22 protein-coding genes and 1 tRNA gene are annotated in these 24,686 nt (G+C 67.5%); 10 read left to right on the top strand and 13 right to left on the bottom strand.

The features are described from left to right. Positions 1 to 58 precede the first annotated feature (58 nt). Positions 59 to 658 (top strand): Maf-like protein, encoded by a 600-nt coding sequence (locus AC3WQZ_RS08910; RefSeq protein ID WP_010814673.1) that lies wholly within the window; start codon positions 59 to 61, stop codon positions 656 to 658. A 16-nt stretch (positions 659 to 674) separates the two neighbouring features. After that, positions 675 to 1,406, top strand: a complete 732-nt coding sequence (locus AC3WQZ_RS08905; RefSeq protein ID WP_492300359.1) for an SAM-dependent methyltransferase — start codon at positions 675 to 677, stop codon at positions 1,404 to 1,406. 57 nt (positions 1,407 to 1,463) lie between these two features. Here the strand turns inward: AC3WQZ_RS08905 and AC3WQZ_RS08900 are convergent, their stop codons facing one another. From AC3WQZ_RS08900 to AC3WQZ_RS08885, 4 genes are all read right to left on the bottom strand, one after another. Further along, positions 1,464 to 2,648 carry a S49 family peptidase gene (locus AC3WQZ_RS08900; RefSeq protein ID WP_010814671.1) on the bottom strand — a complete coding sequence of 395 codons (1,185 nt, stop codon included), beginning with the start codon at positions 2,646 to 2,648 and terminating at the stop codon, positions 1,464 to 1,466. Positions 2,649 to 2,727: 79 nt separating this feature from the next. After that, positions 2,728 to 3,126, bottom strand: coding sequence for a Rieske (2Fe-2S) protein (locus AC3WQZ_RS08895; protein ID WP_011615727.1), 399 nt, complete (start codon positions 3,124 to 3,126; stop codon positions 2,728 to 2,730). Then, positions 3,119 to 3,778 (bottom strand): HAD-IA family hydrolase, encoded by a 660-nt coding sequence (locus AC3WQZ_RS08890; RefSeq protein WP_058698464.1) that lies wholly within the window; start codon positions 3,776 to 3,778, stop codon positions 3,119 to 3,121. Before AC3WQZ_RS08890 ends, AC3WQZ_RS08895 begins: the two co-directional genes overlap by 8 nt. A gap of 30 nt (positions 3,779 to 3,808) precedes the next feature. Beyond that, positions 3,809 to 4,813 carry an RluA family pseudouridine synthase gene (locus tag AC3WQZ_RS08885; RefSeq protein ID WP_058698465.1) on the bottom strand — a complete coding sequence of 335 codons (1,005 nt, stop codon included), beginning with the start codon at positions 4,811 to 4,813 and terminating at the stop codon, positions 3,809 to 3,811. A 793-nt stretch (positions 4,814 to 5,606) separates the two neighbouring features. Here AC3WQZ_RS08885 and AC3WQZ_RS08880 point away from each other — a divergent pair. The 5 genes from AC3WQZ_RS08880 (at position 5,607) to AC3WQZ_RS08860 (ending at position 12,417) form a co-directional block, all read left to right on the top strand. Continuing rightward, positions 5,607 to 8,681, top strand: a complete 3,075-nt coding sequence (locus tag AC3WQZ_RS08880) for an Rne/Rng family ribonuclease (RefSeq protein ID WP_492300358.1) — start codon at positions 5,607 to 5,609, stop codon at positions 8,679 to 8,681. Positions 8,682 to 8,901: 220 nt separating this feature from the next. After that, positions 8,902 to 10,026, top strand: coding sequence for a GTP 3',8-cyclase MoaA (moaA, locus tag AC3WQZ_RS08875; protein WP_010814666.1), 1,125 nt, complete (start codon positions 8,902 to 8,904; stop codon positions 10,024 to 10,026). Between the two features lie 20 nt (positions 10,027 to 10,046). Next, positions 10,047 to 10,646: a molybdenum cofactor guanylyltransferase MobA gene (mobA, locus tag AC3WQZ_RS08870; RefSeq protein ID WP_010814665.1), complete on the top strand. Its 600-nt coding sequence runs from the start codon at positions 10,047 to 10,049 to the stop codon at positions 10,644 to 10,646. A 6-nt stretch (positions 10,647 to 10,652) separates the two neighbouring features. Continuing rightward, positions 10,653 to 11,942 carry a molybdopterin molybdotransferase MoeA gene (gene moeA / locus AC3WQZ_RS08865; protein WP_058698467.1) on the top strand — a complete coding sequence of 430 codons (1,290 nt, stop codon included), beginning with the start codon at positions 10,653 to 10,655 and terminating at the stop codon, positions 11,940 to 11,942. 193 nt (positions 11,943 to 12,135) lie between these two features. Then, complete coding sequence (locus tag AC3WQZ_RS08860; RefSeq protein WP_010814663.1) at positions 12,136 to 12,417, top strand: hypothetical protein; 282 nt, start codon at positions 12,136 to 12,138, stop codon at positions 12,415 to 12,417. Between the two features lie 78 nt (positions 12,418 to 12,495). On the opposite strand, the gene AC3WQZ_RS08855 is transcribed toward AC3WQZ_RS08860, so the two are convergent. The 6 genes from AC3WQZ_RS08855 to AC3WQZ_RS08830 all read right to left on the bottom strand — a co-directional run bounded on the left by AC3WQZ_RS08855 (position 12,496) and on the right by AC3WQZ_RS08830 (position 19,206). Beyond that, positions 12,496 to 13,983 (bottom strand): DNA recombination protein RmuC, encoded by a 1,488-nt coding sequence (locus AC3WQZ_RS08855; protein ID WP_010814662.1) that lies wholly within the window; start codon positions 13,981 to 13,983, stop codon positions 12,496 to 12,498. 27 nt (positions 13,984 to 14,010) lie between these two features. After that, positions 14,011 to 15,006 carry a 2-hydroxyacid dehydrogenase gene (locus AC3WQZ_RS08850; RefSeq protein WP_492300356.1) on the bottom strand — a complete coding sequence of 332 codons (996 nt, stop codon included), beginning with the start codon at positions 15,004 to 15,006 and terminating at the stop codon, positions 14,011 to 14,013. 4 nt (positions 15,007 to 15,010) lie between these two features. Beyond that, positions 15,011 to 16,435 carry a sodium:proton antiporter gene (locus AC3WQZ_RS08845; protein WP_492300355.1) on the bottom strand — a complete coding sequence of 475 codons (1,425 nt, stop codon included), beginning with the start codon at positions 16,433 to 16,435 and terminating at the stop codon, positions 15,011 to 15,013. A gap of 157 nt (positions 16,436 to 16,592) precedes the next feature. Continuing rightward, positions 16,593 to 17,279 (bottom strand): LutC/YkgG family protein, encoded by a 687-nt coding sequence (locus AC3WQZ_RS08840; protein WP_010814659.1) that lies wholly within the window; start codon positions 17,277 to 17,279, stop codon positions 16,593 to 16,595. 109 nt (positions 17,280 to 17,388) lie between these two features. Then, positions 17,389 to 18,567, bottom strand: coding sequence for a nicotinate phosphoribosyltransferase (pncB, locus tag AC3WQZ_RS08835; RefSeq protein WP_010814658.1), 1,179 nt, complete (start codon positions 18,565 to 18,567; stop codon positions 17,389 to 17,391). A 75-nt stretch (positions 18,568 to 18,642) separates the two neighbouring features. Further along, on the bottom strand, positions 18,643 to 19,206 hold the full coding sequence (locus tag AC3WQZ_RS08830; RefSeq protein WP_010814657.1) for a hypothetical protein: 564 nt from the start codon (positions 19,204 to 19,206) through the stop codon (positions 18,643 to 18,645). A gap of 312 nt (positions 19,207 to 19,518) precedes the next feature. On the opposite strand from AC3WQZ_RS08830, the gene fdxA reads away from it, so the two are divergent. The 3 genes from fdxA to AC3WQZ_RS08815 all read left to right on the top strand — a co-directional run bounded on the left by fdxA (position 19,519) and on the right by AC3WQZ_RS08815 (position 21,347). Beyond that, entirely contained in the window at positions 19,519 to 19,842 is a 324-nt protein-coding gene (fdxA, locus tag AC3WQZ_RS08825; protein WP_010814656.1) for a ferredoxin FdxA, read from the top strand. 77 nt (positions 19,843 to 19,919) lie between these two features. Continuing rightward, a complete protein-coding gene (locus AC3WQZ_RS08820; protein WP_010814655.1) occupies positions 19,920 to 21,029 on the top strand; it encodes an NAD(P)/FAD-dependent oxidoreductase in 1,110 nt (369 codons plus the stop codon). Positions 21,030 to 21,271: 242 nt separating this feature from the next. After that, a tRNA-Asn gene (locus tag AC3WQZ_RS08815) sits at positions 21,272 to 21,347 on the top strand. A 138-nt stretch (positions 21,348 to 21,485) separates the two neighbouring features. Here AC3WQZ_RS08815 and AC3WQZ_RS08810 read toward each other — a convergent pair. From AC3WQZ_RS08810 to AC3WQZ_RS08800, 3 genes are all read right to left on the bottom strand, one after another. After that, positions 21,486 to 22,253 (bottom strand): IclR family transcriptional regulator, encoded by a 768-nt coding sequence (locus tag AC3WQZ_RS08810; protein ID WP_010814654.1) that lies wholly within the window; start codon positions 22,251 to 22,253, stop codon positions 21,486 to 21,488. Between the two features lie 68 nt (positions 22,254 to 22,321). After that, on the bottom strand, positions 22,322 to 23,485 hold the full coding sequence (locus AC3WQZ_RS08805; RefSeq protein WP_010814653.1) for a CaiB/BaiF CoA transferase family protein: 1,164 nt from the start codon (positions 23,483 to 23,485) through the stop codon (positions 22,322 to 22,324). A gap of 12 nt (positions 23,486 to 23,497) precedes the next feature. Then, positions 23,498 to 24,664: an acyl-CoA dehydrogenase family protein gene (locus AC3WQZ_RS08800; RefSeq protein ID WP_010814652.1), complete on the bottom strand. Its 1,167-nt coding sequence runs from the start codon at positions 24,662 to 24,664 to the stop codon at positions 23,498 to 23,500. Positions 24,665 to 24,686: the final 22 nt, after the last annotated feature.

The raw sequence follows: 24,686 nt of genomic DNA, 5'->3' as shown, positions 1-24,686 counted from the left end.
TCTTGCAACGCGGGCCGCACCTTTTACTGTTTCGCTTCCTGTTCCGATTCCATTACTTATGTCCACAGACCCCCGCCCCAGCCTGATCCTTGGCTCCGGCTCGTCCTACCGCCGCGAACTGCTGGAGCGCCTGCGCATCCCGTTCGAGGTGGCCGTGCCCGACATCGACGAAACCCCGCTTGCCGGCGAAGCGCCGGAAGCCACCGCGCTGCGCCTGTCGCAGCGCAAGGCCGAAGCCATTGCCGCGCGCCATCCGGGCGTGCTGGTGATCGGCTCGGACCAGGTGCTGACCCTGGACGGCGAACAGATGGGCAAGCCCGGCACGCACGAGAAGGCCGTGGCGCAGCTGCGCCGCATGCGCGGGCGCACCGCCACCTTCCACTCGGCGCTGTGCCTGCTGGACGCACGCACCGGCACCGTGCAGCTGGCGGACGTGCAGACCCGCGTGACCATGCGCGACCTGACCGATGCTGAAATCGAGACCTACCTGCAGCTGGAGCGCCCCTACGACGTGGCCGGCAGCGCCAAGTCCGAAGGCCTGGGCATCGCGCTGCTGGAACGCGTCGAGTCGGACGACCCGACCGCACTGGTCGGCCTGCCGCTGATCGCACTGACCGGCATGCTGCGCCAGGCTGGCTACCCTCTTCTTTCCGCATGATCCGCACGAGCCCACGATGAGCGGCACTCTCTACCTGATCCCCAACACCCTCGGCAAACGCGATGAAGCCGACCCGCTGGCCGACGTGATCCCGGCCGGCGTGCAGCAGATCGCGGCCAACCTCGATTACCTCGTCGCCGAGAACGCCAAGACCGCGCGCGCCTTCCTGAAGAAGCTGGGCGAGACCACGCCGCTGGCACGCCCGATCCAGCAGATCGATATCCGCGAGCTGAACGTCAACACGCGCGCCGACGCCCTGGCCGCACTGCTAGCCCCGCTCGAAGCCGGCCGCGACGGCGGCCTGCTGTCCGAGGCCGGCGTGCCGGCGGTGGCCGACCCCGGCGCCGACCTGGTGCGGCTGGCCCATGCGCGCCGCATCCGCGTGCGGCCGCTGGTCGGGCCCAGCTCGATCCTGCTGGCGGTGATGGGCTCGGGCCTGAACGGCCAGAGCTTTGCCTTCAACGGCTATCTGCCGGTCGATGCCGGCGAGCGCGCGCAGCGCCTGCGTGAGCTGGAACAGCGCTCGCGCAAGTCCAGCCAGACCCAGGTGTTCATCGAAACGCCCTACCGCAATGCGGCGCTGCTGGAAGCCATGCGCCAGCACTGCGCCGGCACCACGCTGCTGTCCGTGGCCGTGGACCTGACCCTGCCGGGCGAGACCATCGTCACGCTGCCGCTGTCGGACTGGCGTCCCGAGCGGATCGACCTGCACAAGCGCCCGGCGATCTTCTCGCTGCTGGCCACGTAAGAAACGGCAAAGGGGGCGCGAACGCCCCCTTTGCCGTTGCCGCCGCGCCATCCAGGCTCAGTGCATGCCCTGCATGCGGTTGCTCCACAGCATGGTCTTCATCGCCGCCGAGCCCACCGCCGCGCCAAAGCGCTTGGCCACGCGCTCGGCGATGTTCTCCTTGACGGTGTAGTCGACGATGTCCTCGGCCTTGAGCACATCGCGCGCGACATAGTCGGCACTGCCCAGGCCGTCGGCCAGGCCCAGCTCCACGGCGCGCTCGCCCGACCAGAACAGGCCGGAGAACAGTTCCGGATCATCCTTGAGCCGGTCGCCGCGCCCTTCCTTGACCACGTCGATGAACTGCTGGTGGATCTGCTTGAGCATGGCCTCGGCAAAGGCCTTCTGCTTGGGCACCTGCGGCGAGAACGGGTCCAGCATGCCCTTGTTGGCGCCCGAGGTGTACAGCCGGCGCTCCACGCCCAGCTTGTCCATCAGCCCGGTAAAGCCAAAACCGTCCATCAGCACGCCGATCGAACCCACGATGCTGGCCTTGTCGACATAGATCTTGTCGGCCGCCGCGGCCACGTAATAGCCGCCCGAGGCACAGATCTCTTCCACCACCACATAGAACGGCTTGGACGGATAAAGCGTGCGCAGCCGCTGGATCTCGTCGTTGATGATGCCCGCCTGCACCGGCGAGCCACCCGGAGAATTGATCTTCAGGATCACGCCGGCGGCATTGCCGTCAGCGAACGCCGCCTGCAACGAGGCATTGATCGATTCCGCGCTGGCCGGGGTGCCGGCGGCGATTTCGCCCTCCAGCGTGACCATGGCCGTATGGCGGCCCGAGGTGCTGATGGCGCCATCGCCCTTGAAGTCGAACAGCGTGACCAGGATCAGCGCCAGCAAAGCCAGTCCGACAAAGCGGAAGAAGATGCGCCAGCGCCGTGCCGCGCGCTGCTCGCGCAGCGATGCGGTCAGCACTTTTTCCAGCAGATCGCGCTCCCAGCCCGCGCCGCCGCCAACCGGGGGCCCCGCCGTGGCTCCAGCCATGCGCGCCTTGCGCTCGCGCGCTTCACGCCTTGCGGCGTCGTCGCCGGCGCGCAATTCGTCTTCCAGCGGGTAGTCGGCGCGCGGTGCGGTGACCAGGCGCTCGGACTCCGCCTGGGGCGCCCCTTCGCCCGGCGCACCGTCGCCGGCTGGCTTGTGCTCGTCCGGCTGACCCGATTCACCCGATGGCGGCTTCTGTTGTTCTGTCATGCAAATTGCTCGTGGAAACGCCTGGAACCCCAGGCCTGGAAATACAACGGCCGGCCTGACTGCCGGCTCTGCCCGTCATTCAGGCACCGCCCATGCGCGCAGCAATCCGGTATGGCGCTTCCGGTAGCCAGTAGACCTGGCCGTCGCGCTCCTCGATGCGCAGCTTGGCCAGCGATGCGCCGCGGCAGGGACCGCCGACGCACTCGCCGCTGTCCGGCGCATAAACCGCGCCATGTGTGGCGCACATCAAGTATAGGCCCGAGGCATCGAAGAACCGGCCTTCCTGCCAGTCCAGTTCCATCGGCACATGGGCGCACTGGTTCAGGTAGCCGTGCGCGGCGCCGTCGAAACGCACCACGAAGGCGCCGATCTCGCGCTGGTCCAGCGCCACCGAGAAGCGCACGCCCAGGCCGCCTTCCTCCAGGTCCTCGGCGGCGCACAGCCGCACCGGCGCCTGGCCGGCCGCTGCCTCAGGCATGGGCCAGCAGCCAGTCGGTCAGGTCGGGGATGGAAGTCGCGCAATGCACCGGCGCCATCGCGCGCAGCGAATCTGCGGGATGTGCGCCATAGCACACACCAATCCCCTTGGCGCCGGCATTGGCCGCCATCTGCAGGTCATGGGTGGTGTCGCCGACCATCACCGTGCGCTCAACGTCCTGGCCCAGTTCGCGGGTCAGTTCGTGCAGCATGGCCGGGTGCGGCTTGGAGAAGGTCTCGTCGGCACAGCGCGTGGCGTCGAACAGGCGGGTCAGACCGCTCGCGGCCAGCGCGCGCTGCAGGCCGACGCGGGTCTTGCCGGTGGCCACGCCAAGAAAATAATGTTCGCCGCGCAGGGCCTCCAGCATTTCGCGCACGCCGTCGAACAGCACCAGGTCGGCGTCGCGAGCGAGGAAGTGGTAGCGGTAGCGTTCGGCCAGGCGCGGGTAGTCGGCGGGGTCCAGCGTCGGCACCGCGTAAGACAGCGCATCCTTCAGGCCCAGCCCGATCACGTGGCTGGCGGCGCTGTCATCCGGCACCGGCAGGCCCAGGTCGCGGCTGGCAAGCTGGATGCACTTCGCGATGGTCGGGGTCGAGTCCATCAACGTCCCGTCCCAGTCGAAAACGATCAGGTCAAATTGTTGCCTGGCCATGGAAATCCTTGTGGCGTTTGATGCACTACCCTACTCCGGGGCATGCAGTTCACGCAATTGTTGCAGGAATCCGACGCACTCGTCGGGCAGCGGCGCTTCCACCGCCAGCGGCTCGCCCGTGGCCGGGTGGATAAACACCAGCCGGTGGGCATGCAGGAACATGCGCTTGAGGCCCGGCCTGGCGCCGGAACGCGCCAGTGCCTTGTTCAGCGAGAAGTCACCATATTTTTCGTCGCCGACGATCGGGAAACCCGAGTGGGCCAGGTGGACGCGGATCTGGTGGGTACGGCCGGTCTTCAGCTCGGCCTCCAGCAGGGTGAAGCCCTGGAAGGCCTCGACCCGGTTGAACACGGTGTGCGAGGCCAGCCCGTCGGCCTGCACCCGCACCCGGCGCTCGCCGTCCGGCGTGCTGTATTTATATAGCGGCAGCTTCACGTGCTGGCGCGCGTTCGGGAATTCGCCGGCCACGCAGGCGAAATAGCGCTTGTCCATCACGCTGCCGCGAATCTGCTCGTGCAGGTGGACCAGCGCCGAGCGCTTCTTGGCCAGCACCAGGATGCCGGAGGTCTCGCGGTCGAGCCGGTGTACCAGCTCCAGGAAGTTGGCCTCGGGCCGCGACCGGCGCAATTGCTCGATCACGCCGAAGGCCACGCCCGAGCCGCCGTGCACGGCCACGCCGGCCGGCTTGTTGATCACCAGCAGCTGGGCATCCTCAAACAGCACCGGGAACTCCCCCGCCGGCACATGCTGGGCATTGTCCGATTGCGCCGAATTCGCCACCCGCATTGGCGGAATGCGCACTACATCACCCGACTGCAGGCGATAAGTGGCATCGATCCGGCCCTTATTGACGCGAACTTCCCCCGAACGCAGCACCCGGTAGATATGGCTCTTGGGCACGCCCTTGGCCACCTTCAGCAGGAAGTTGTCAATGCGCTGACCTTCCGAGCCTTCGTCAATCGTGACATACGCCACCTGTGGGCTGGCCGGCGCAGCTTCGGCAGCCTTTTCAATTTGATGGCGTAACTCATTCATTTTCAATATAATTTCCTCGCTGTCCCGGCTTGTGGCCGGCAGCGCAAGACCTGTGTAAGCGATTAATCTTCGAGTTTTCCTGGATTTTTCGCATTCTACACTTGGGGTTGCCGCCAACCCCGCCCGTCTCCCGCAACTTTGCGTTCCGCCAAGCGCCAGACGGGCAAATGGCAGTAAAAAGCAGCACGCACGGTGCCGCCGGCATGCAGGAAGTCGCCCAAAGGAGGCTTCGGCGAGGCAGGCGGTGACGTGGGAACTGAGTGTTCAGGTAAAACAGAATTTAAAGGCGGATGCCACTGCCGGCATCCGCTTCGGTGAGAGAAGTCCTGCCCGCACCGGGAAACGGTGCCGGCCGGCAGGTTAGCCTGCCGCCTGACTGGAAATACCGGCGCCCGGTCGCAGAATTCCAAGAAGTAGTAGGTGCGCCCGCCAGGAGTAGTCAGGCAGCAACGGCAACCATGCCGTGTCCGAAAAATTTGCTCTTTGACGCGTCTAGGCCTTCCGCGGCCGGCCGCGATGCCGCCGGCGCCGGTTGCGCCGGCGTTCAGCATCGCCTCCGGCACGGGAACGCGCCGGATGTCTGCGCAAGAGCAGCCTCCGGTGTTCTCTCCTGCCCCGCGGACGTTACCCCGACGTCATCGCTCTCTTTCACCCGCGCCCAGCCGCTCGCCTATCCCGCGCAGCGGCGCTTTCCGGCAATTCTCGCGCCTCGCTCGCTCCCTCGCGTGCTCCATGGATCGCCGCGGACACCGCCCAGACGGTGCCACCCGCGACACTGGAGTGAGGTATTGCGATGAAACGCATGCTGTTCAACGCGACGCAACAGGAGGAATTGCGCGTCGCCATCGTCGACGGTCAGAAACTGATCGATATCGACATCGAGACTGCCGGGCGCGAACAGCGCAAGGGCAACATCTACAAGGGTGTCATCACCCGCATCGAACCCTCGCTGGAAGCCTGCTTCGTCAACTACGGCGAAGAGCGCCACGGCTTCCTGCCGTTCAAGGAAGTAGCCCGCGCCTTCTTCAAGGAAGGCATCGACGTGCGCAACGCGCGCATCCAGGATGCCCTGCATGAAGGCCAGGAACTGATCGTCCAGGTCGAGAAGGAAGAACGCGGCAACAAGGGCGCGGCCCTGACCACCTTCATCTCGCTGGCCGGCCGCTACCTGGTGCTGATGCCCAACAACCCGCGCGGCGGCGGCGTGTCGCGCCGCATCGAGGGCGAGGACCGCCAGGAACTGCGCGAGACCATGGCGCAGCTGACCGTGCCGGAAGGCATGAGCATCATCGCCCGGACTGCCGGCATCGGCCGCTCGGCCGAGGAACTGCAGTGGGACCTGAACTACCTGCTGCAACTGTGGAAGGCCATCGACGGCGCCGCCGGCGACAACAAGGCCCCGCTGCTGATCTACCTGGAATCGAGCCTGGTCATCCGCGCCATCCGCGACTACTTCCAGCCGGATATCGGCGAGATCCTGATCGACACCGACGAGATCTACGAACAGGCCCGCGCCTTCATGAGCGTGGTGATGCCTGACAACATGAACCGCGTGAAGAAGTACCGGGACGACGTGCCGCTCTTCTCGCGTTTCCAGATCGAGCACCAGATCGAGTCGGCCTACTCGCGCATGGTGATGCTGCCCTCGGGCGGCGCCATCGTGATCGACCACACCGAGGCGCTGGTCTCCGTGGACGTGAACTCGGCCCGCGCCACCAAGGGCGCCGACATCGAGGAAACCGCGCTGCGCACCAACCTCGAGGCCGCCGACGAGATCGCGCGCCAGCTGCGCCTGCGCGACCTGGGCGGCCTGATCGTGATCGACTTCATCGACATGGAGTCGGGCAAGGCCCAGAAGGACGTGGAAACGCGCCTGAAGGACGCGCTGCGCCACGACCGCGCGCGCGTGCAGATGGGCAAGATCAGCCGCTTCGGCCTGATGGAGCTGTCGCGCCAGCGCCTGCGGCCGTCGCTGTCGGAGGGCTCGCACATCACTTGCCCGCGCTGCAACGGCACCGGCCATATCCGCGATACGGAATCGTCCGCCCTGCAGGTGCTGCGCATCATCCAGGAAGAGGCGATGAAGGAAAACACCGCCGCCATCCACTGCCAGGTGCCGGTGGAAGTGGCCGCCTTCCTGCTGAACGAGAAGCGCCAGGAAATCAACCTGATCGAGCTGCGCTTCAAGGTCAATGTGCTGCTGATCCCCAACAAGCACCTGGAAACGCCGCATTACAAGCTGGAGCGCCTGCGCCACGACGACCCGCGCCTGGAAGAAAGCACCGCCAGCTATCGCATGGCCGAGGCCGCCGCCAAGGAACTGGAAGCCGACACCAGCTACAGCAGCCGCCGCAAGGAAGAAGCCAAGCCGCGCCAGGAAGCCGCGGTCAAGGGCATCACCCCGGAACAACCGGCCCCGGTGTCGGTGCCGCGCCCCGAGCGCGCACCCAAGCCGGAAGCCCCGGTCGCCCCGCCCGTGCCGGCCACCCAGCCGGTGGTCAGCGGCGGTTTTATCGCCTGGCTGAAGGGCCTGTTCGGTGCCCGTCCGGCAACCCCGCCGGTGGTGGAACCGGCCAAGCCGGCGGTTGCCACTGAGGCCCGCAGCGCCGAAGGCCGGCGCGAGCGCGGCCAGCGCGGCGAAGGCCGTGGCCTGCGTGGTGAGCGTGGCGACCGCGCCGAGCGTGGTGAGCGCGCGGAGCGTGTCGAGCGCCAGGGCCGCGGCCAGCGCGGCGACCGTGCCGAGCGCGCGGAACGTGGTGAACGCCAGGGTGCCGAGCGCGGCGAGCAACGCGAGGGCCGTGGCGAACGCCAGGGCCGCCAGCCGCGCCAGCAAGGTGAAGGCCAGGCCACCCCGGCCCTGGCACGCCAGGGCGAGGCGGTGCAAGCCGAGCGCGCCCAGGGCGAGCGCGTCGAGGGCCGTCAGGAAGGCCGCCGCGACCGCAACCAGGAACGCCGCGAGCGCCAGCGTGAACGCCAGCGCGAACGCAGCGAACTGCGCGAAGCCGAAGCCGGTGAAGCACCGCGGCCGGAAGCCGTCGCCGCCGCCCAGGCTCTGGGCGTGCTGCCGCAGGCCGTGACCGAAGAGACGCAAGCCGTCCGCGCCGAGTTGCCGGAAGGTGCCGAAAGCACCGCCGAGACCGCTGAGGGCGAAGAGCGCCGCCGCCGCAACCGCCGTGGCCGCAACCGCTATCGCCGCGAGCGCGACGAGTCGGTGCAAGTTGCCCAGGGCGAAGGCGACGAAGAGGCCGCCGCTGCTGAAGCCGTTGCCCCGGTACGTGCTGAAGCCCCCGTGCCGGCCGAGCCCGCACCGCAAGCTGCCGTGGCCGTGGCCGCTGCGGCCGAGGCCGTCGAAGCGATCCGCATCGCCGTGCCGGAAGATGTGACGCCCGCGCCGGTCGCCGAGGCAGCCCCGGTGACCGCGCCGGTTGCCGAGCCCGCGCCCCAGCAAGCTGCGCCGGTAGCCGTTGCCGTCACGGAAGCCATTGCCGCCGAAGCGATCGTCGAGACCACCGCAAGCGTGGCCGTCGAAGCGGCTCCGGTGGTGGCGGCACCTGCCGCTGCACCGGTCGCCGCCCCTGTCGCCGAGGCCGCACCGGCCGAAGTGTTCGCCCCGGCAGCCCCGGTCGTTGCTGCAGCGCCGGCCACCCCGGCAGCGCTGGAAAACCTGGAATCGATGCTGGCCACCGCCGGCCTTCAATGGGTCCATACCGACAGCGACAAGCTGCGTTCGGCCCAGGAAGCCGCCGCCCGCATCGCGCCCGCCCCGCGCGTGCAGCGCGAGCGCAAGGCGCTGCCGCCACTGCCCCACGGTCCGATGATCCTGGTGGAAACCGGTGGCCGCGAAGTGCAGATGGCATCGCAGCAGTAAGCGTTGCCGCTGCACCGCAGCCAAAGCAAGAAGGGGACGGCCACGCCGTCCCCTTTTTTCATGGGCAGCCGGCCGGATGAATCCCCGCCATCTCCGGGGGATGCGGGTGCCCCGCCCCCGCCTCGGCTAGAATGGCAGCAGAAGGCATCCGGCCCTCGAGCGCCCCTGATTTGGCCACGCCGCCAGGCCGCTCCCCGGACGCCGTGCCCACCCACAGGCCATGACCGAATCCGTCATTCCGATTTTCGACCTGCGCGACCATCGCTACCGCTCGATGACGCCCAGCATTCCCGGCAAGCTGGCTGCCCCCACCGGCCTGGTGGCCGACACCCGCGGCCGGCCGCTGCATGACCTGCGCATCTCGGTGACGGACCGCTGCAACTTCCGCTGCGTCTACTGCATGCCGAAGGAAGTCTTCGACAAGGACTACACCTTCCTGCCGCACTCCGAGCTGCTGAGCTTCGAGGAGATCGAGCGCACCGCGCGCCTGTTCGTCGCCCACGGCGTCGAGAAAATCCGCCTGACCGGCGGCGAGCCGCTGCTGCGCAAGAATATCGAGCACCTGGTGGAGATGCTGGCGAAGATCGAGACGGTCTCGGGCAAGCCGCTGGACCTGACGCTCACCACCAACGCCTCGCTGCTGGCGCGCAAGGCGCGCGCGCTGCGCGACGCGGGGCTGACTCGGGTCAGCGTCAGCCTGGACGCGATCGACGACGCCACCTTCCGCCGCATGAACGACGTGGACTTCGCCGTCGCCGACGTGCTGCACGGCATCGAGACCGCGCAGGCCGTGGGGCTGGCGCCGATCAAGGTCAACATGGTGGTCAAGCGCGGCACCAATGACCAGGAAATCGTGCCGATGGCGCGCCACTTCCGCAATAGCGGCATCATCCTGCGCTTTATCGAGTTCATGGACGTGGGCGCCAGCAACCACTGGCAGATGGATGAAGTGCTGCCGTCCGCCGAGGTGGTGAAGCGCATCGATGCGGAATTCCCGCTCGAACCGGTGCAGGCCAACTACTCCGGCGAAACCGCCGAGCGCTGGCGCTACCGCGACGGCAGCGGCGAGGTCGGCGTGATCTCCAGCGTCACCCACGCCTTCTGCGGCGACTGCAGCCGCATCCGGCTGTCCACCGAAGGCCGGCTCTACCTGTGCCTGTTCGCCACCGAGGGCTTCGACCTGCGCGCGCTGCTGCGCGGCGGCTACAGCGACCTGGAAATCTCCAATGCGATTGCGCAGGTGTGGCAGGGCCGCACCGACAATTATTCCGAGCAGCGCAGCGACCCGACGGTGCGCGCCAGGCGTGCCGAGCGCAAGATCGAGATGTCCTATATCGGCGGCTGACCCCGCCGCACACACAATCCATGATTGCACGCGACGACATCACCGGCCTGATCCTCGCAGGCGGCAGGGGCAGCCGCATGGGCGGCACCGACAAGGGCCTGCAGCCGCTGCACGGCACACCGATGGCCATGCACACGATGATGCGGCTTACCCCCCAGGTGGGCGGGCTGATGATCAATGCCAACCGCAACCTGGCCGCCTATGAGTCGTTCGGCGTACCGGTCTACACCGATACCGTGCCCGACTTCGCCGGTCCGCTGGCGGGGATGCTGGCCGGCCTGGAGCAATGCGCCACGCCGTGGATGGTGACCGCCCCTTGCGATTCGCCGTTCCTGCCGACCGACCTGGTGGCGCGCCTGGCGCAGGCGATCGAGGCCGAAGGCGCGGACCTGGCGATCCCCGTCACGCTGGACGAAGACGGCCGGCGCCAGACCCAACCTGTGTTCTGCCTGATGCCGGTCAGTGCGCTCGACAGCCTGGTGGCTTATCTTTCCGGCGGCGGCCGCAAGATCGAGACCTGGGCCGCCTCGCACCGCCTGGCCGAAGTGCTGTTCGACGACGCCGCGGCCTTTGCCAATATCAACACCCTGGACGAACTGCGCACGCACGAAACGCGCTGAGCCACCATGCCCACCCTGCAATCCGTCATCTCCTGCCTTTCCGACTACGACCCCACCGCCCTGCCGGTGGACCAGGCCAACCGCATCATCGGCGAGGTAGTCGAGCCGGTGCGCGGCGTCGAGCAGTTGCCGATCCGCAGCGCCCTGGACCGCGTGCTGGCCGAGGACATCGTCTCGCCCATCGACGTGCCGGCGCATGACAACTCGGCGATGGACGGCTATGCCTTCCAGGGTGCCGCGCTGGCAGCCGCGCAGACCGCCACGGTCGAGCTGGAAGTCATCGGCAGCGCCTTCGCCGGCGGCGCCCGCGCGCTGGCGCCCACGGCGGCGCAGGCGGTGCGCATCATGACCGGCGCGGTGATGCCGGCCGGCTGCGACACCGTGGTGCCGCAGGAGTTCGTGGAAGCCGTGGACGACGGCGCGCGCATCCGCTTTGCCGCCGACTGCGTGCGCACCGGCGACAACCGGCGCCTGCGCGGCGAAGACCTGGCGCGCGGCCAGGCCGCGCTGCAGGCCGGACGCATCCTCCAGCCGGCCGACCTGGGCCTGCTGGCTTCGCTGGGCGTGGCCGAGGTGCGCGTGCGCCGGCGCCTGCGCGTGGCGTTCTTCTCCACCGGAGACGAGCTGCGCTCGATCGGCGAGCCGCTCGATCCCGGCTGCGTCTACGACTCCAACCGCTACACGCTGCACGGCATGCTGCGCCGGATGAACGTCGACCTGCTCGACATGGGCGTGGTGCGCGACGACCCCGAGGCGCTCGAAGCCGCCTTCCGCACCGCCTGCGAGACCGCCGACGCGGTCATCACCTCCGGCGGCGTCTCGGTCGGCGAGGCCGACTACACCAAGCAGATCATGGCGCGCCTGGGCGATGTCACGTTCTGGAAGATCGCGATGCGCCCGGGCCGGCCGATGGCCTTCGGCCGCATCAATTCCAACGGCCGCGACGCGCTCCTGTTCGGCCTGCCGGGCAACCCGGTGGCGGTGATGGTCACCTTCTACCACTTCGTGCGCGCCGCGCTGCAGCGGCTGATGGGCGCCAGCGTGGCACCGCTGCCGCTGCTGCGCGTGCGCAGCGCGCAAGCCATCCGCAAGAAGCCCGGCCGCACCGAGTACCAGCGCGGCATCCTGGCGCGCGCCGGCGACGGCCAGTGGGAAGTGCGCATCACCGGCCAGCAGGGCTCGGGCGTGCTGCGCTCGATGAGCGAGGCCAACTGCTTTATCGTGCTCGGTCATGAACAGGACTCGGTCAAGGCCGGCGATGCGGTCGAGGTGATGCTGTTCGACGGACTGGTCTAGCCGGACCGGCAGGCGCTACACGCAAGCGCTTGCCACACGCCGGAGCAATGTGTCGTTTTTGTGCCGCACATTTGCGGCCATAGCACAGCCGGCACGGGGCTTTCGCCTGCCCCCGCCGCCGGCGGGCTATGCTTGGCATCGGCCAATCGCTACACTTGGCGCACGATTCAGAACCATTCGAGTATCCCCCGTCATGAATCAGGAGATCGCCTACCTCCACCCCGTCAAGACCGCCCGCGCGCTGGTGCTGGTCTACTTGTGCTTCTCGCTGCCGATCGTGTCGCTGGGCCTGTTTGTCACCTTCGTCCGCTACGGTGACCTGCCCGCCATCACGGTCTTCAGCGCAATCATCCTGAATGCGCTGATCGGCTTTGGCCTGCTGTGGCTGGCCTGCAAGGCCTACAACTGGGTGGCCGCCCGCTTCGGCGGCATTGAAGTCCACGTGCGCGAACTGGCGCCCGAAGACGAGCGCTGAGCAGCGCGCCGGCGCCCAGGCCGGCAGCAATCCGCAAGCCCCCGCGGCGGCTTGCCCTGACCCTTCCCTGCCGCGCGTTCAGCCGCCGTTGTCTTCGGCGGCCTCCGGCGCGTCCGCCGCTGCTGCCGCATTGAGGCCAAGCACCTGCTGCGCGGCCTCGCCCGGCAGCGCTTCCACCGTGCGCAGCTTGCGCGCCATCTGGCGCGTGCGCACTTCGGCCTGCTCGATATTGCGCGCGGCGCGCTCCAGCGTATCGCGGGTCTTGGCCAGCACGTCGCCGAACTTGCCGAACTCGGTCTTGACCGCGCCCAGCACCTCCCACACCTCGCTTGAGCGCTTTTCCAGCGCCAGCGTGCGGAAACCCATCTGCAGGCTGTTCAGCAACGCGGTCAGCGTGGTCGGCCCGGCCACGGTCACACGGTAGTCGCGCTGCATCAGGTCGGTCAGGCCCGGGCGCCGCAGCACCTCGGCGTACAACCCCTCGGTCGGCAGGAACAGGATGGCGAAATCCGTGGTCTGGGGCGGCGACAGGTATTTCTCGGCAATGGTCTGGGCCTCGCGCCGCAGCGCCACTTCCAGTTCGCGGCCAAAAGCGAGCACGCCATCCGGGTCGCCCCGCTCCTGCGCGTCCACCAGGCGCTCGTACTGTTCCTTGGGAAACTTGGCGTCGACCGGCAGCCAGACCGGCGCATTGTCGCCACCCGCGGCCTTGCCCGGCAGCCGGATCGCGAACTCCACCCGCGCGCCCGAGTTGCGCACGGTCTCGACATTCTTGCCGTACTGCTCCGGCGTCAGCATCTGCTCCAGCAGCATTTCCAGCTGGACTTCGCCCCAGGTGCCACGCGACTTCACATTGGTCAGCACCTTTTTCAGGTCGCCCACGCCCTGCGCCAGCACCTGCATCTCGCCCAGCCCCCGGTGCACCTGCTCGAGCCGGTCCGACACCAGCCGGAAGGACTCGCCCAGGCGCTGCTCCAGCGTGGCATGCAGCTTCTCGTCGACAGTGCGGCGCATTTCCTCCAGCTTGGCGGCGTTGTTGGCCTCGATGTCCTGCAGCTTCTTCTCCAGCGTGGCGCGCACTTCGGCCAGGCGCCGCTCGTTGGCTTCGGACATCTGCGCCAGCTGCTGCTGCAGCCCGTCGCCGAAGCGGCGCAGCGTGCCGGCCTGCTCGTCGCGCGCCTGCTGGCCCTGCAGCATCAGGTGCTGGCGCACCTGCTCGAGCTGCTGGGTGTTGGTCTCGGTCAGCTTGGCCAGTTGCTGCGCGAAGGTGTCGATCTGGTTGTTCTGCAGCGTGGCGATGCCCGTCAGCTGCGACGACAGCGCCTGCTGGAAGCGCAGCATCTGCTGGGCCGACTCGTCGCGGCTGCCGCGCGCGGCGTCGGCCACGTCGGTGCGCAACTCCCGCTCCAGCCGCTCCATGCCGCGCGCGCTTTCCGCGCGCATGTCGGCCAGTTGCCGGCCAAGCTCGGCCCCCGGCGAGGCAGCCTGCTGGCGCAGCAGGACGATGACCAGCAGGACGACCGCGAGCAGCGCCACGGCCAGCGTCAGGAACGGAATCAGGGTCATGCAGCAGGAAACAGGTAGATGGCAGGCTTAGCGGCGCCGCGACATGACGTCGGGGTTGATCACGGTGGGTGGATGGCCGGCCTGCGGGCCCTGGTCGAGCGCGGCGATCAGGTTGTCGGCGGCCAGCATCGCCATCGCACGGCGGGTCTTCTCGGAGGCGCTGGCGATATGCGGCGTGAGCACGACGTTGGGCACCGTCAGCAGGTCCGGATGGACGCTGGGCTCGCCCTCGAACACATCCAGGCCGGCGCCGAAGATGCGCTTGTCGCGCAGCGCCTGCGCCAGCGCGGCATCGTCGACGATGCCGCCGCGCGCCAGGTTCACCAGCGTCGCGGTCGGCTTCATCAGCGCCAGCTCGGCCGCGCCGATGGCGTGGTGGCTCTGCGGGCCATAGGGCAGCACCAGCAGCAGGTGGTCGGACTGGCGCAGCAGGTCTTCCTTGCTGACATAGCGCGCGCTCAGCGCGCGCTCGGTGTCCGCCGGCAGCTGGCTGCGGTTGTGGTACAGCACGCTCATGCCAAACCCGCTCGCGCGGCGCGCCAGCGCCTGGCCGATGCGGCCCATGCCGAGGATGCCGAGCGTGCTGCCGTACAGGTCCATGCCTACCAGCATGTCATAGCTCCAGCGCTGCCACTTGCCGGCGCGCAGGTAGTGCTCGGCCTCGGTCACGCGGCGCGCGGTGGCCATCAGCAGGGCCCAGCCGAAGTCGGCGGTGGTCTCGGTCAGCACGTCCGGCGTATTGGTGGCGATGATGCCGGCGGCCGTCAGCGCCGGCACGTCCAGGTTGTTGTAGCCGACCGCCATGTTGCACACCGCGCGCAGCGCCGGCAGCCCGGCGACCACGTCGCCGTCGATGCGGTCGGCGGCGTTGGCCAGCACGCCGGCCTTGCCCGCCAGGCGCGCCTTCAGTGCGGCGGCATCCAGCACCGCGTCCTGCTGGTTGTCGTCGACATCGAAGTACTGCGCCAGGTGCGCGATGACTTCGGGATAGATGGCGCGGGTGACAAGGACAGACGGCTTCATGGCATCAAACGTGGAAGAAGAGGAAGGTCATGATGACAAACAGCGGCACCAGGAAGGTGCCCGAGTACAGCATGTAGCCGAAGAAGCTCGGCATGCGCACGCCGCGGTTCTCGGCAATGGCCTTGACCATCAGGTTGGGGGCATTGCCGATATAGGTATTGGCGCCCATGAACACGGCCCCGGCCGAGATCGCGGCCAGCGTCGAGGCATCGCGCGTCATCAGCGTGGCCGCGTCGCCACCGGCGGTGTTGAAGAACACCAGGTAGGTCGGCGCGTTGTCCAGGAACGAGGACAGCAGGCCGGTGGCCCAGAAGTACATGCCGTCGACCGGCTGGCCGTTGCTGTCGCTGACCGCGCGGATCACCCCGGAGAAAGCGCCGTCGGTGCCGGCCTTGAGCATGGCAATGACCGGGATGATGGTGAGGAAGATGCCGGCAAAGAGCTTGCCGACTTCCAGGATCGGCTCCCAGTTGAATTCATTGCCGGCACGCGCCGCTTGCGGCGTCACCAGCAGCGACACCACCGCCACCACCACCAGCAGCGCATCGCGCACCGCGGCCTGCAGCGGCACCTCGGTGCCCAGGACGTCGAATGCGATGCCCGGCTGCCACAGCCCGCTCATCAGCACCAGGCCGATCACGGCCAGCAGCAGCACGAAGTTGAACTTGCCCTCGATGGCGATGCCGCCCGAGTCCGGCGTGGGGTCGCTGCGCGGTGGCAGCTCCTCTTCCTTGTTCTGGTAGTAGTGACGGTCGACCAGGTAGAACAGCACCAGCAGCACCACGCAGATAAAGACCGTCTCCGGGAAGATGTTGCGCATGGTCCAGAAGAAGTCCACGCCTTTCAGGAAGCCCAGGAACAGCGGCGGATCGCCCAGCGGCGTCAGCGAGCCACCGGCATTGGCCACCAGGAAGATAAAGAACACCACCACGTGCGCCACGTGGCGGCGGTTGTCATTGGCGCGCAGCAGCGGCCGGATCAGCAGCATGGCCGCGCCGGTGGTGCCCATGAAGCTGGCCAGCAGCGTGCCCAGCGCCAGGATGCCGGTATTGAGCCCGGGCGTGCCGTGCAGGTTGCCGCGCACGCAGATGCCGCCGGCCACGATATACAGCGAGGCGATCAGAACGATGAACGGGATGTACTCGGCCAGCAGCGCGTGCACCGCGCTGGCCGCGGCCGCATGCGTGCCGAACGCTGCCGCGAACGGCAGCAGGAACAGCAGCCCCCAGCCCGCGGCGATCTTGCCGTAGTGGTGGTGCCAGAACCTGGGCGCAACCAGCGGCCACACCGCGATCGACAGCAGGATGCCAGCGAACGGCAGCCCCCACAGCGAGGACAGCGACGCCCCGTCAAGGTCCGCGGCACGGCCGACGGCGGGAAATGCGGCCAGCACGGCCAGCAGCGGCAACAGCACGGAGGCACGTCGCATCAGGCAGGATCTCCTCGGGAATGCAGCATTCATTGGCGCACCGCCGGCACGAAGCCGCGGCACGCAGGCAAGCCTGCAAGTGTAATTCAAGCACCTCTTGCCCCGGGGCTTCCGGCATGGGTGGTGCATCGCATTCCGTGCGGCAAAAGCCGCGGGTTCAGGCCTCGTCGACCAGGATCACATGCACGCGGTACGGGCCATGGGCGCCGAGCACGATGGTCTGCTCGATATCGCCCGTGCGCGAAGGCCCGCTGATGATATTGGTGGCGCGCGGCAGTTCGCCGCGCTCGCTGCGCACCAGCGCAAAGGCGTCTTCCAGGCCGGCGACGATGCGCGAGCGCGGCACTACCGCCACGTGGGTCTCGGGCAGCAGCGCGGCCGAGGCAAAGGTGGCCGGGCCCGACAGCAGCATCAGCGAGCCGGTCTCGGCAATCGCGCAGAAGCAGCCGGTGATGCCGACCAGGTCGCCATGATCGTGGTCGGCCTCGACCTCGCGCACCGGCGGGCGGCATTCCACCGCCAGCCCCGCGGCCTGCCACGGCAGCGGGCCCAGCGCGTCCCACGCCACGGCACGGTGGACCAGGTTCAGGTTGTCCAGAAAGCGCACGGTGGCGGCGGGCACCTCGTCCATCCTCGCCACGCGGTCGACGGTCGAGGCCATGCGCTGGGCCTGCGCCAGGAAGGCCTCGGCCAGGTCGACGGCCACCGCCGGGCGCGGGCCCTGCGGGTGACGCGCCAGGTAGTCGGCCACGGCCTCGCGCTCGCCCGCGCTCGGCCGGGTCGGCCTGCCCTGGGCAGCACGGATGCGGGCAAAGATGCGGTCGCGGGCGTCGTTGGTTTCCATAAGGCCTGGCTGGAGAAGCGCAAAGCGCGGCGAACGCGCGATGCGCCGATTATAGTGGCGCCCGCCGCATGCAGAGCATGCGATGGCCGGCGCAAGGTGTTGAATTTTGCTACGCCGCGGGCTGAACCGAGTACACCTGGCGCAGGTAGGACAGGTAGCCGGGATCGTCGCACATGGTCTTTTCCGGCGTGTCCGACAGCTTGGCCACCGGCTGCCCGTTGCAGCGCACCATCTTGATCACGATCTGCAGCGGGGTATAGCCGAGGTCGTTGGTCAGGTTGGTGCCGACGCCAAAGGCGAGCCGGCAGCGGCCATGGAAGCGCTCGTACAGTTCGATCACGCGCGGGATGTCGAGGCTGTCGCTGAAGATCAGCGTCTTGGTGCGCGGGTCGACGCGGTTGGCGGCATAGTGGGCGACCATGCGCTCGCCCCACAGCATCGGGTCGCCGGAATCATGGCGCACGCCATCGAAGAGCTTGCAGAAATACAGGTCGAAGTCGCGCAGGAAGGCATCGAAGCCGTAGGTATCCGACAGCGCGATGCCCAGGTCACCGCGGTACTCGCGCGCCCAGCGCTCCAGTGCGTACACCTGCGAATCGCGCAGCCGCGGGCCCAGCGCCTGGCAGGCCTGCAGGTATTCATGCGCCATCGTGCCCAGCGGCACCATATTGTGCAGACGGGCAAAGTGGACGTTGCTGGTGCCGGCCAGCTGCGGCCCGAGCAGGCGCCGCATGGTCAGCAGCACCTCTTCCTGCCATTCGCGCGAAAAGCGCCGGCGCGTGCCGTAGTCGGCGATCACGCAATCGGCCAGCTCGGGTGTCTTCAGCAAGGCCAGCTTCTGGTCCAGCCGGCGGCGGCCTTCGGCCAGGTCGGGCCTGGGCTGGGTGCGGCGGAAATAGACCTCGTTGACGATCGCCAGGACCGGCACTTCGAACAGGATGGTATGCAGCCACGGGCCGATGATCGAGATCTCGATCTCGCCATTGCCCTGCGGGGACGGCCGCACCGAGACATATTTCTCGTTCAGGTGGAACAGGCCGAGGAAGTCGACGAAATCGCTCTTGATAAAGCGCAGCCCGCGCAGGTAGGCGAGCTCGTCGTCGGTGAAGCGCAACTGGCACAGGTGTGCCACCTCGGCGCGGATCTCATCGATATAGGGCGTCAGGTCGACGCCCGCGTTGCGGCACTTGAAGCGGTATTCCACTTGCGCCTGCGGGAACTGATGCAGCACCACCTGCATCATCGTGAATTTGTACAGGTCGGTGTCGAGCAGGGACGGGATGATCATAGCGGGCCAGACGGCGATGCCGGGTCAGTACGTCATGCTAACCGAAGTCTGGCCGCACCCGGCCACTCTTGCCGCTCAACCACCATCAAGGAAGGGCTGTGGCTGCCGCGGCGCCTCCCTGCCCCGGGCCTTGCCCTGCAGGCACCACAACTGGCGGCCGTCGGTAGCGGGGCACGACACCAGCGTGGCGGCGGCGCGCGGCACCCGCTGCGGCAGCGGCTCGGCAAAGGCGCCGTCGCCGGCCATGATGCGCTCGGCGTAGACCTGGGTCCCGGCGCGCTCGAAGCGCAGCACCTGGACCCGGTCGCCCGGCTGCGGCTGCAACTGCGGCCCGCACGGCATCAGGCCGGCCCGGCCGCAATGGGCGATGGCGTCGCCCGCGGGCGAATCGGTCACGCTGAAGTGGTCCCACTCGAACGCGGTCAGCGCCGGCAGCGCGACCGGCGCATCGGTGCGCGCGCGCCACGCCACCAGGCGCGATACCACGCTGTCGGCCATGCCCGGCGACTGGGCCAGGGTCTGGGCGGCAACCGACCCGATCGGCGCCAGAAATGCCGTCAGCAGCACAACAATGGGTGCGAAGATCCGGCGCATCGCGGCATCGTGCCGCAGGCTGGCAAGGCAAGGCTGGCGTGGCATACGGGTCTCCCGGCACGGATGCAAGTGACTGTTGGCGGCCTCATCATGCCCGCTGGCGGGCCGACATGCCAGCAGGCCGCCATGCGTTAAATCAAAAGTACATAAAGAAATAAGAAAACTATCTGATCCGGCTATATAGACCCGCTATTCTTGCCAGAAGCCTCGGCTACAATATCGCTTTCCGAAAGGCCTCGGCCGGCGCTCGCCCAGCCCATGCTGCCATGCGGCACCATGCGGTGGATGCGGCGTCCGCCGGCAAGAAGCGGCCCCACAGTTTCCCATTAAAAGCCGACCTGTTTTCCTGGAACCGAAATGACTCACGTTGTCACCGAATCCTGCATCCGTTGCCGCTACACAGACTGCGTTGACGTGTGTCCGGTCGATTGTTTCCGCGAAGGCCCCAACTTCCTGGCTATCGACCCGGATGAGTGCATCGACTGCGCCGTGTGCGTGGCCGAATGCCCGGTGAACGCCATTTACGCCGAGGAAGACGTGCCGGGCGACCAGCAGCAGTTCATCGACCTGAACGCCGAGCTGGCCCGCAACTGGCCCTCCATCACCAAGACCAAGGCCCCGCTGGCCGAGGCCGAGGAATGGAAGGACGCCACTGACAAGCTGCAGTACCTGCAGCGCTGACAGAACAAGAAAGCCGTCCCCACGCGCTTTCCGCAACACCGGGCACAAGCGGCCCACGCAAACGTATCAGGACGAATATGGACTTGAGCATTCCAAATCCCGTCGCCGACACGACCAAGCAGGTCGACGGCGGCAGCCCTGCAGGCGGCCAGCCGCAGGAGATCGATGCGCTGATCGTCGGTGCCGGCCCGGTGGGCCTGTTCCAGGTCTTTGAACTGGGCCTGCTCGAAATCAAGGCACATGTCATCGATTCCCTGAAGGTGGTCGGCGGCCAGTGCGTGGAGCTCTATCCGGACAAGCCCATCTACGACATCCCGGCGGTGCCCATCTGCACCGGCCAGGAACTGACCGACAACCTGCTCAAGCAGATCGAGCCGTTCGAGCCCACCTTCCACCTGGGCCAGGAAGTCGCCGTCGTGGAGCGCCGCGAGGACGGCCGCTTCTTCGTCGAGACCTCGCTCGGAACCCGCTTCATCACCAAGACCATCTTTATCGCCGCCGGCGTGGGTTCGTTCCAGCCGCGCACGCTGAAGGTCGAGGGCATCGACAAGTTCGACGGCAAGCAGCTGTTCTACCGCGTCAAGGACCCGAGCCGCTTCCATGGCCGCAACCTGGTGATCATCGGCGGCGGTGACTCGGCGCTGGACTGGACGCTGGACCTGGTCGGCAAGGCCGAGTCGGTGGTGATGATCCACCGCCGCGACGGCTTCCGCGCCGCGCCGGCCTCGGTCGCCAAGATGAAGGAACTGTGCGAGCAAATGGAAATGCAGTTCCTGGTCGGCCAGGTCGGCGGCTATGAAGAGAAGGACGGCGTGCTCACCGAGATCAAGGTGACCGGCGCCGACGGCGTGACCCGCCGCCTGCCGGTGGATGACCTGCTGGTGTTCTTCGGCCTGTCGCCCAAGCTCGGCCCGATCGCCGAGTGGGGCCTGGACCTGGAGCGCAAGCAGATCAAGGTGGACACCGAGAAGTTCGAGACCAATATCCCGGGCATCTTCGCGGTGGGCGACATCAACACCTACCCCGGCAAGAAGAAGCTGATCCTGTCGGGCTTCCACGAGGCCGCGCTGGCCGCGTTCGGTGCCGCGCCGTATATCTTCCCCGAGAAGAAAATCCACATGCAGTACACCACCACCTCGCCGAAGCTGCACAAGATCCTCGGCGTGGATTCGCCGGTGTTCGACTGAGCCGGGCGAGTGCCGCAGAAAAAAACCGCCGCGAGGCGGTTTTTTTCTGGCACAAACCAAAAACCATAGCTATAATGCGGCCTCGCTGTTCGACACGACGGCACGAAGCCAGCAGAGATGCCCTTCGCACCGTACGGCAGGCAGCAAGCCGGAAGCTTCCAGACACCTTCTGACAAGAACAAAATGTCGAAAAGGTGTTGACGAAGAAAAGAGAAACTGGCTATAATTTCTTTCTCAGCTGTTCCCCGATAGCTCAGTCGGTAGAGCGACGGACTGTTAATCCGCAGGTCCCTGGTTCGAGCCCAGGTCGGGGAGCCAACCGATACGGAAGCCCGGTGCAAACGCACCGGGCTTTTTCGTTTTGGGCTTCGGTTCGCGCAACGCGCTTCGATCTTGTCCGGCCTCGACAGCCGTCACGACAGCCTGCGGGCCGCCGCAACGCCTGCCCTCTCCCACTTATCCCTGCAGCGAACCGCCAGCGGCCTTCAGCGCCACGACAATGGCGTCGGCATTGGCCTCGATCCGATGCAGCGGCCCCGCCACGGACATGCCATAGGTCACGCCCCCGATGGCCACCGGGAAGGCGATCGCGCCGAGATCAGGAAACGACTCGCCAAAGTTCGGATACCAGCCTTGCGCCTGCCATTGCTGCATGGCGGCTTCGAAAACGCGCAGCGAGTCCACCGTGCGCCCCGTGCGCGAGGCAAACGACACGCCGGCCAGCAGTTCGGCGCGGCTGTCCGCCGGCATCGTGCCAAGGATGGCGCGGCCGATCGAGTTCACGTGCGCATCGCGCAGCTCGCCCGGCGCGGCGATATAGCGCACCGGATTGCCGGACTCCCGCACCTCCAGGTACAGCACGCGGCCGTCATCCTGAAGCTTGCCGAAGATCACGGTTTCGCCGGTGGTGTCGCGCAGCGATTCCAGCACCGGCTGCACGCGTTCGAGCAGCGGGTCGTTGCGGGCGATGCGCTGGGCAATGTCGAGCAGCCGGCGCGTCGGGTAGTAGCCCTGGCGGCGGCCGGTCTCGTACAGGTAGCCGAGCGAGGCCAGCGTGCGGATCAGCCCCAGGCAGCTCGACATCGGCGCGCCCAGCAGCCTAGCCAGCTCGGTCAGCGTCAGCGAGCGCCCTTCGCGCGCATAGATCTCCATGATCTCAATCACGCGCAGCGCGGTCTTGACGCTGGCGTGACCCGATTTTTCTGCCGGTTCCTGTTCTGCCATCGTTGGCTTCCTCGACTTCAATATCTGTTGGCCGGGATTGTACGCGGCGGAGTCGGCCGGCAAGGGTGTCAGCCGCCCTCCGCGCCGCCTGGCCCGGGCAACGCCTGCGGCCAGCTGCGGATATTGCCGGGCGTGCGCGAGAAGCGCGTCGGGATGCCCACGCCACGCAGCCGGCCTTCGCTGGGATGGTCGTATTCGAACATCATGCCGGTGGCGCGCAGGTGCGGGTCGTCGGCCAGGCTCTCGAAATGCGGCACTTCGCTGTGCGGGATATCGGCATCACGCAGCAGGTCGAGCCATTCCGCAGTGCTGCGCTGCGCGACGATCTCGGCCAGTGTGGCGTAGAGCGCGTCGATATTGGCGCTGCGCGCGGCCGGGGTGGCATAGCGCCGATCCTGCGCCAGCTCCGCATGGCCTGACACATCGAAAAAACGCAGCCATTGGGCGCTTGTATAGGGCAGCAGCGCAATATGGCCGTCGCGCGTGCGATAGGGCTTGCGGTGCGCCGACATCACGCGCGGATAGCCGGCCTGCCCGAGCGGCGGGATGAAGGTCTGCCCGGCCAATTGCTCGGTGGCCAGGAAGGACACCAGCGTCTCGAACATCGGCACCTCGATGGCCTGGCCCTGGCCGGAACGCTCGCGCTCGTACAGCGCCATCGGGATCGCGTAGGCCACGGTCAGCCCGGCCACCTTGTCGGCCAGGATGGTGTTGACGTACTGCGGGCCTTCGTTCGAGTTCGCACCCTGGAACTGCGCCATGCCGCTGCGCGCCTGGATGATGTCGTCGAAGGCCGGCGCGCCCGCGTAGGGACCCTCTTCCGAATAGCCATAAGCGCCGCAGTAGATCAGCCGCGGATGGTCCGCGCGCAGCGACGCATAGTCCAGCCCAAGCTTGCGCAGCGACTGCGGCCGCACGTTGGAGACAAAGACATCGGCCGTGGCGATCAGGGCTTTCAGCGCGGCGAGGTCATCGGGCTGCTTCACGTCCAGCACCACGAACTGCTTGTTGCGGTTCAGGTTCAGGAAGCTGGCGCCCATGGCCGCGTGCCGCGCCGGCTCGGCGTGGCGGAACACATCGCCGGCGGGCGGCTCGACCTTGATGACTTCAGCCCCCATGTCGCCGAGGATCTGGGTGGCATACGGCCCCATCGCGACCGCGGTCATGTCGATCACGCGGATGCCGGCCAGCGGCCCGGTGGCCGCGCTCGCCTGCGCTTGCTCGTCTGGCATCGTCGCTCCCTCTCAGTACGACTTGGGCAAACCCAGCACGCGCTCGGCGATAAAGCACATGATCAGCTGCGGGCTGACCGGCGCGATGCGCGGGATATAGGACTCGCGCAGCAGCCGCTCGACGCGGTACTCGCGCGAGTAGCCCATGCCGCCCAGCGTCAGGATCGCGGTCTGGCACGCGTTATGGCCGGCCTCGGCGGCGAGGTACTTTGCCGTGTTGGCCTCGGCGCCGCAGGACTGCCCGGCGTCATAGCGCGCGGCGGCCTTGAGCATCATCAGGTTGGCCGACTCCAGCTGCATCCAGGCCTGCGCCAGCGGATGCTGCACGCCCTGGTTCATGCCGATGGGGCGGCCGAACACCACGCGCTCCTTGGCGTACTGCGTGGCAATGGCCAGCGCCGCGCGGCCCAGGCCGATGGCCTCCGCCGCGATCAGGATGCGCTCCGGGTTAAGTCCGTGCAGGATGTACTCAAAGCCCCTGCCCTCTTCGCCGATGCGGTCTTCCTCCGGGATGAACAGGTCGTCGATAAACAGCATGTTGGTATCGACGGCGGCGCGGCCCATCTTGTCGATCTCGCGGATCTCGATCTTGCTGCGGTCGACTTTGGTGTAGAACAGCGACAGCCCTTCGGTCGACTTCTTCACCGACTCCAGCGGCGTGGTGCGCGCCAGCAGCAGCATGCGGTCGGCCACCTGCGCGGTCGAGATCCAGATCTTGCGCCCGCTCACCGAATAGCCGCCCGGCACCTTGCGCGCAAAGGTCTTGAGCTTGGTGGTGTCCAGGCCCGCGTCGGGCTCGGTCACGCCGAAGCAGGCCTTCTCCTGGCCGGCGATCAGCGGCGGCAGAAAGCGGCCCTTCTGTTCGTCGGTGCCGAACACCACCACCGGGTTCAGGCCGAACACATTCATATGCACCGCCGAGGCGCCGGTCATGCCAGCGCCCGACTGCGAGATGGTCTGCATCACCAGCGCCGCTTCCAGGATGCCCAGGCCCGCGCCACCGAAGGCCTCGGGCATCGCCACGCCCAGCCAGCCGCCTTCGCACAGCGTCTTGTAGAACTCGTGCGGATAGGTGCCGGACTTGTCCAGGCGATCCCAGTACTCCATGTCGAACTGCGTGCAGACCTGCTGCACGGCCTCGACGATGGATGCCTGTTCTTCGGAGAGGTCGAAATTCATAGCGTTACCTGCCTGATGTCGT

The organism is Cupriavidus sp. FW305-26, assembly GCF_058787975.1.
The sequence above is the reverse complement of the archived record's forward strand: the minus strand, read 5'-3'. Positions and strand labels throughout refer to the sequence as shown.

Coding starts and splice junctions, on each gene's coding strand:
- AC3WQZ_RS08910 (WP_010814673.1), top strand. CDS start 59: ATGTCCACAGACCCCCGCCCCAGCCTGATCCTTGGCTCCGGCTCGTCC.
- AC3WQZ_RS08905 (WP_492300359.1), top strand. CDS start 675: ATGAGCGGCACTCTCTACCTGATCCCCAACACCCTCGGCAAACGCGAT.
- AC3WQZ_RS08900 (WP_010814671.1), bottom strand. CDS start 2,648: ATGACAGAACAACAGAAGCCGCCATCGGGTGAATCGGGTCAGCCGGAC.
- AC3WQZ_RS08895 (WP_011615727.1), bottom strand. CDS start 3,126: ATGCCTGAGGCAGCGGCCGGCCAGGCGCCGGTGCGGCTGTGCGCCGCC.
- AC3WQZ_RS08890 (WP_058698464.1), bottom strand. CDS start 3,778: ATGGCCAGGCAACAATTTGACCTGATCGTTTTCGACTGGGACGGGACG.
- AC3WQZ_RS08885 (WP_058698465.1), bottom strand. CDS start 4,813: ATGAATGAGTTACGCCATCAAATTGAAAAGGCTGCCGAAGCTGCGCCG.
- AC3WQZ_RS08880 (WP_492300358.1), top strand. CDS start 5,607: ATGAAACGCATGCTGTTCAACGCGACGCAACAGGAGGAATTGCGCGTC.
- moaA (WP_010814666.1), top strand. CDS start 8,902: ATGACCGAATCCGTCATTCCGATTTTCGACCTGCGCGACCATCGCTAC.
- mobA (WP_010814665.1), top strand. CDS start 10,047: ATGATTGCACGCGACGACATCACCGGCCTGATCCTCGCAGGCGGCAGG.
- moeA (WP_058698467.1), top strand. CDS start 10,653: ATGCCCACCCTGCAATCCGTCATCTCCTGCCTTTCCGACTACGACCCC.
- AC3WQZ_RS08860 (WP_010814663.1), top strand. CDS start 12,136: ATGAATCAGGAGATCGCCTACCTCCACCCCGTCAAGACCGCCCGCGCG.
- AC3WQZ_RS08855 (WP_010814662.1), bottom strand. CDS start 13,983: ATGACCCTGATTCCGTTCCTGACGCTGGCCGTGGCGCTGCTCGCGGTC.
- AC3WQZ_RS08850 (WP_492300356.1), bottom strand. CDS start 15,006: ATGAAGCCGTCTGTCCTTGTCACCCGCGCCATCTATCCCGAAGTCATC.
- AC3WQZ_RS08845 (WP_492300355.1), bottom strand. CDS start 16,435: ATGCGACGTGCCTCCGTGCTGTTGCCGCTGCTGGCCGTGCTGGCCGCA.
- AC3WQZ_RS08840 (WP_010814659.1), bottom strand. CDS start 17,279: ATGGAAACCAACGACGCCCGCGACCGCATCTTTGCCCGCATCCGTGCT.
- pncB (WP_010814658.1), bottom strand. CDS start 18,567: ATGATCATCCCGTCCCTGCTCGACACCGACCTGTACAAATTCACGATG.
- AC3WQZ_RS08830 (WP_010814657.1), bottom strand. CDS start 19,206: ATGCCACGCCAGCCTTGCCTTGCCAGCCTGCGGCACGATGCCGCGATG.
- fdxA (WP_010814656.1), top strand. CDS start 19,519: ATGACTCACGTTGTCACCGAATCCTGCATCCGTTGCCGCTACACAGAC.
- AC3WQZ_RS08820 (WP_010814655.1), top strand. CDS start 19,920: ATGGACTTGAGCATTCCAAATCCCGTCGCCGACACGACCAAGCAGGTC.
- AC3WQZ_RS08810 (WP_010814654.1), bottom strand. CDS start 22,253: ATGGCAGAACAGGAACCGGCAGAAAAATCGGGTCACGCCAGCGTCAAG.
- AC3WQZ_RS08805 (WP_010814653.1), bottom strand. CDS start 23,485: ATGCCAGACGAGCAAGCGCAGGCGAGCGCGGCCACCGGGCCGCTGGCC.
- AC3WQZ_RS08800 (WP_010814652.1), bottom strand. CDS start 24,664: ATGAATTTCGACCTCTCCGAAGAACAGGCATCCATCGTCGAGGCCGTG.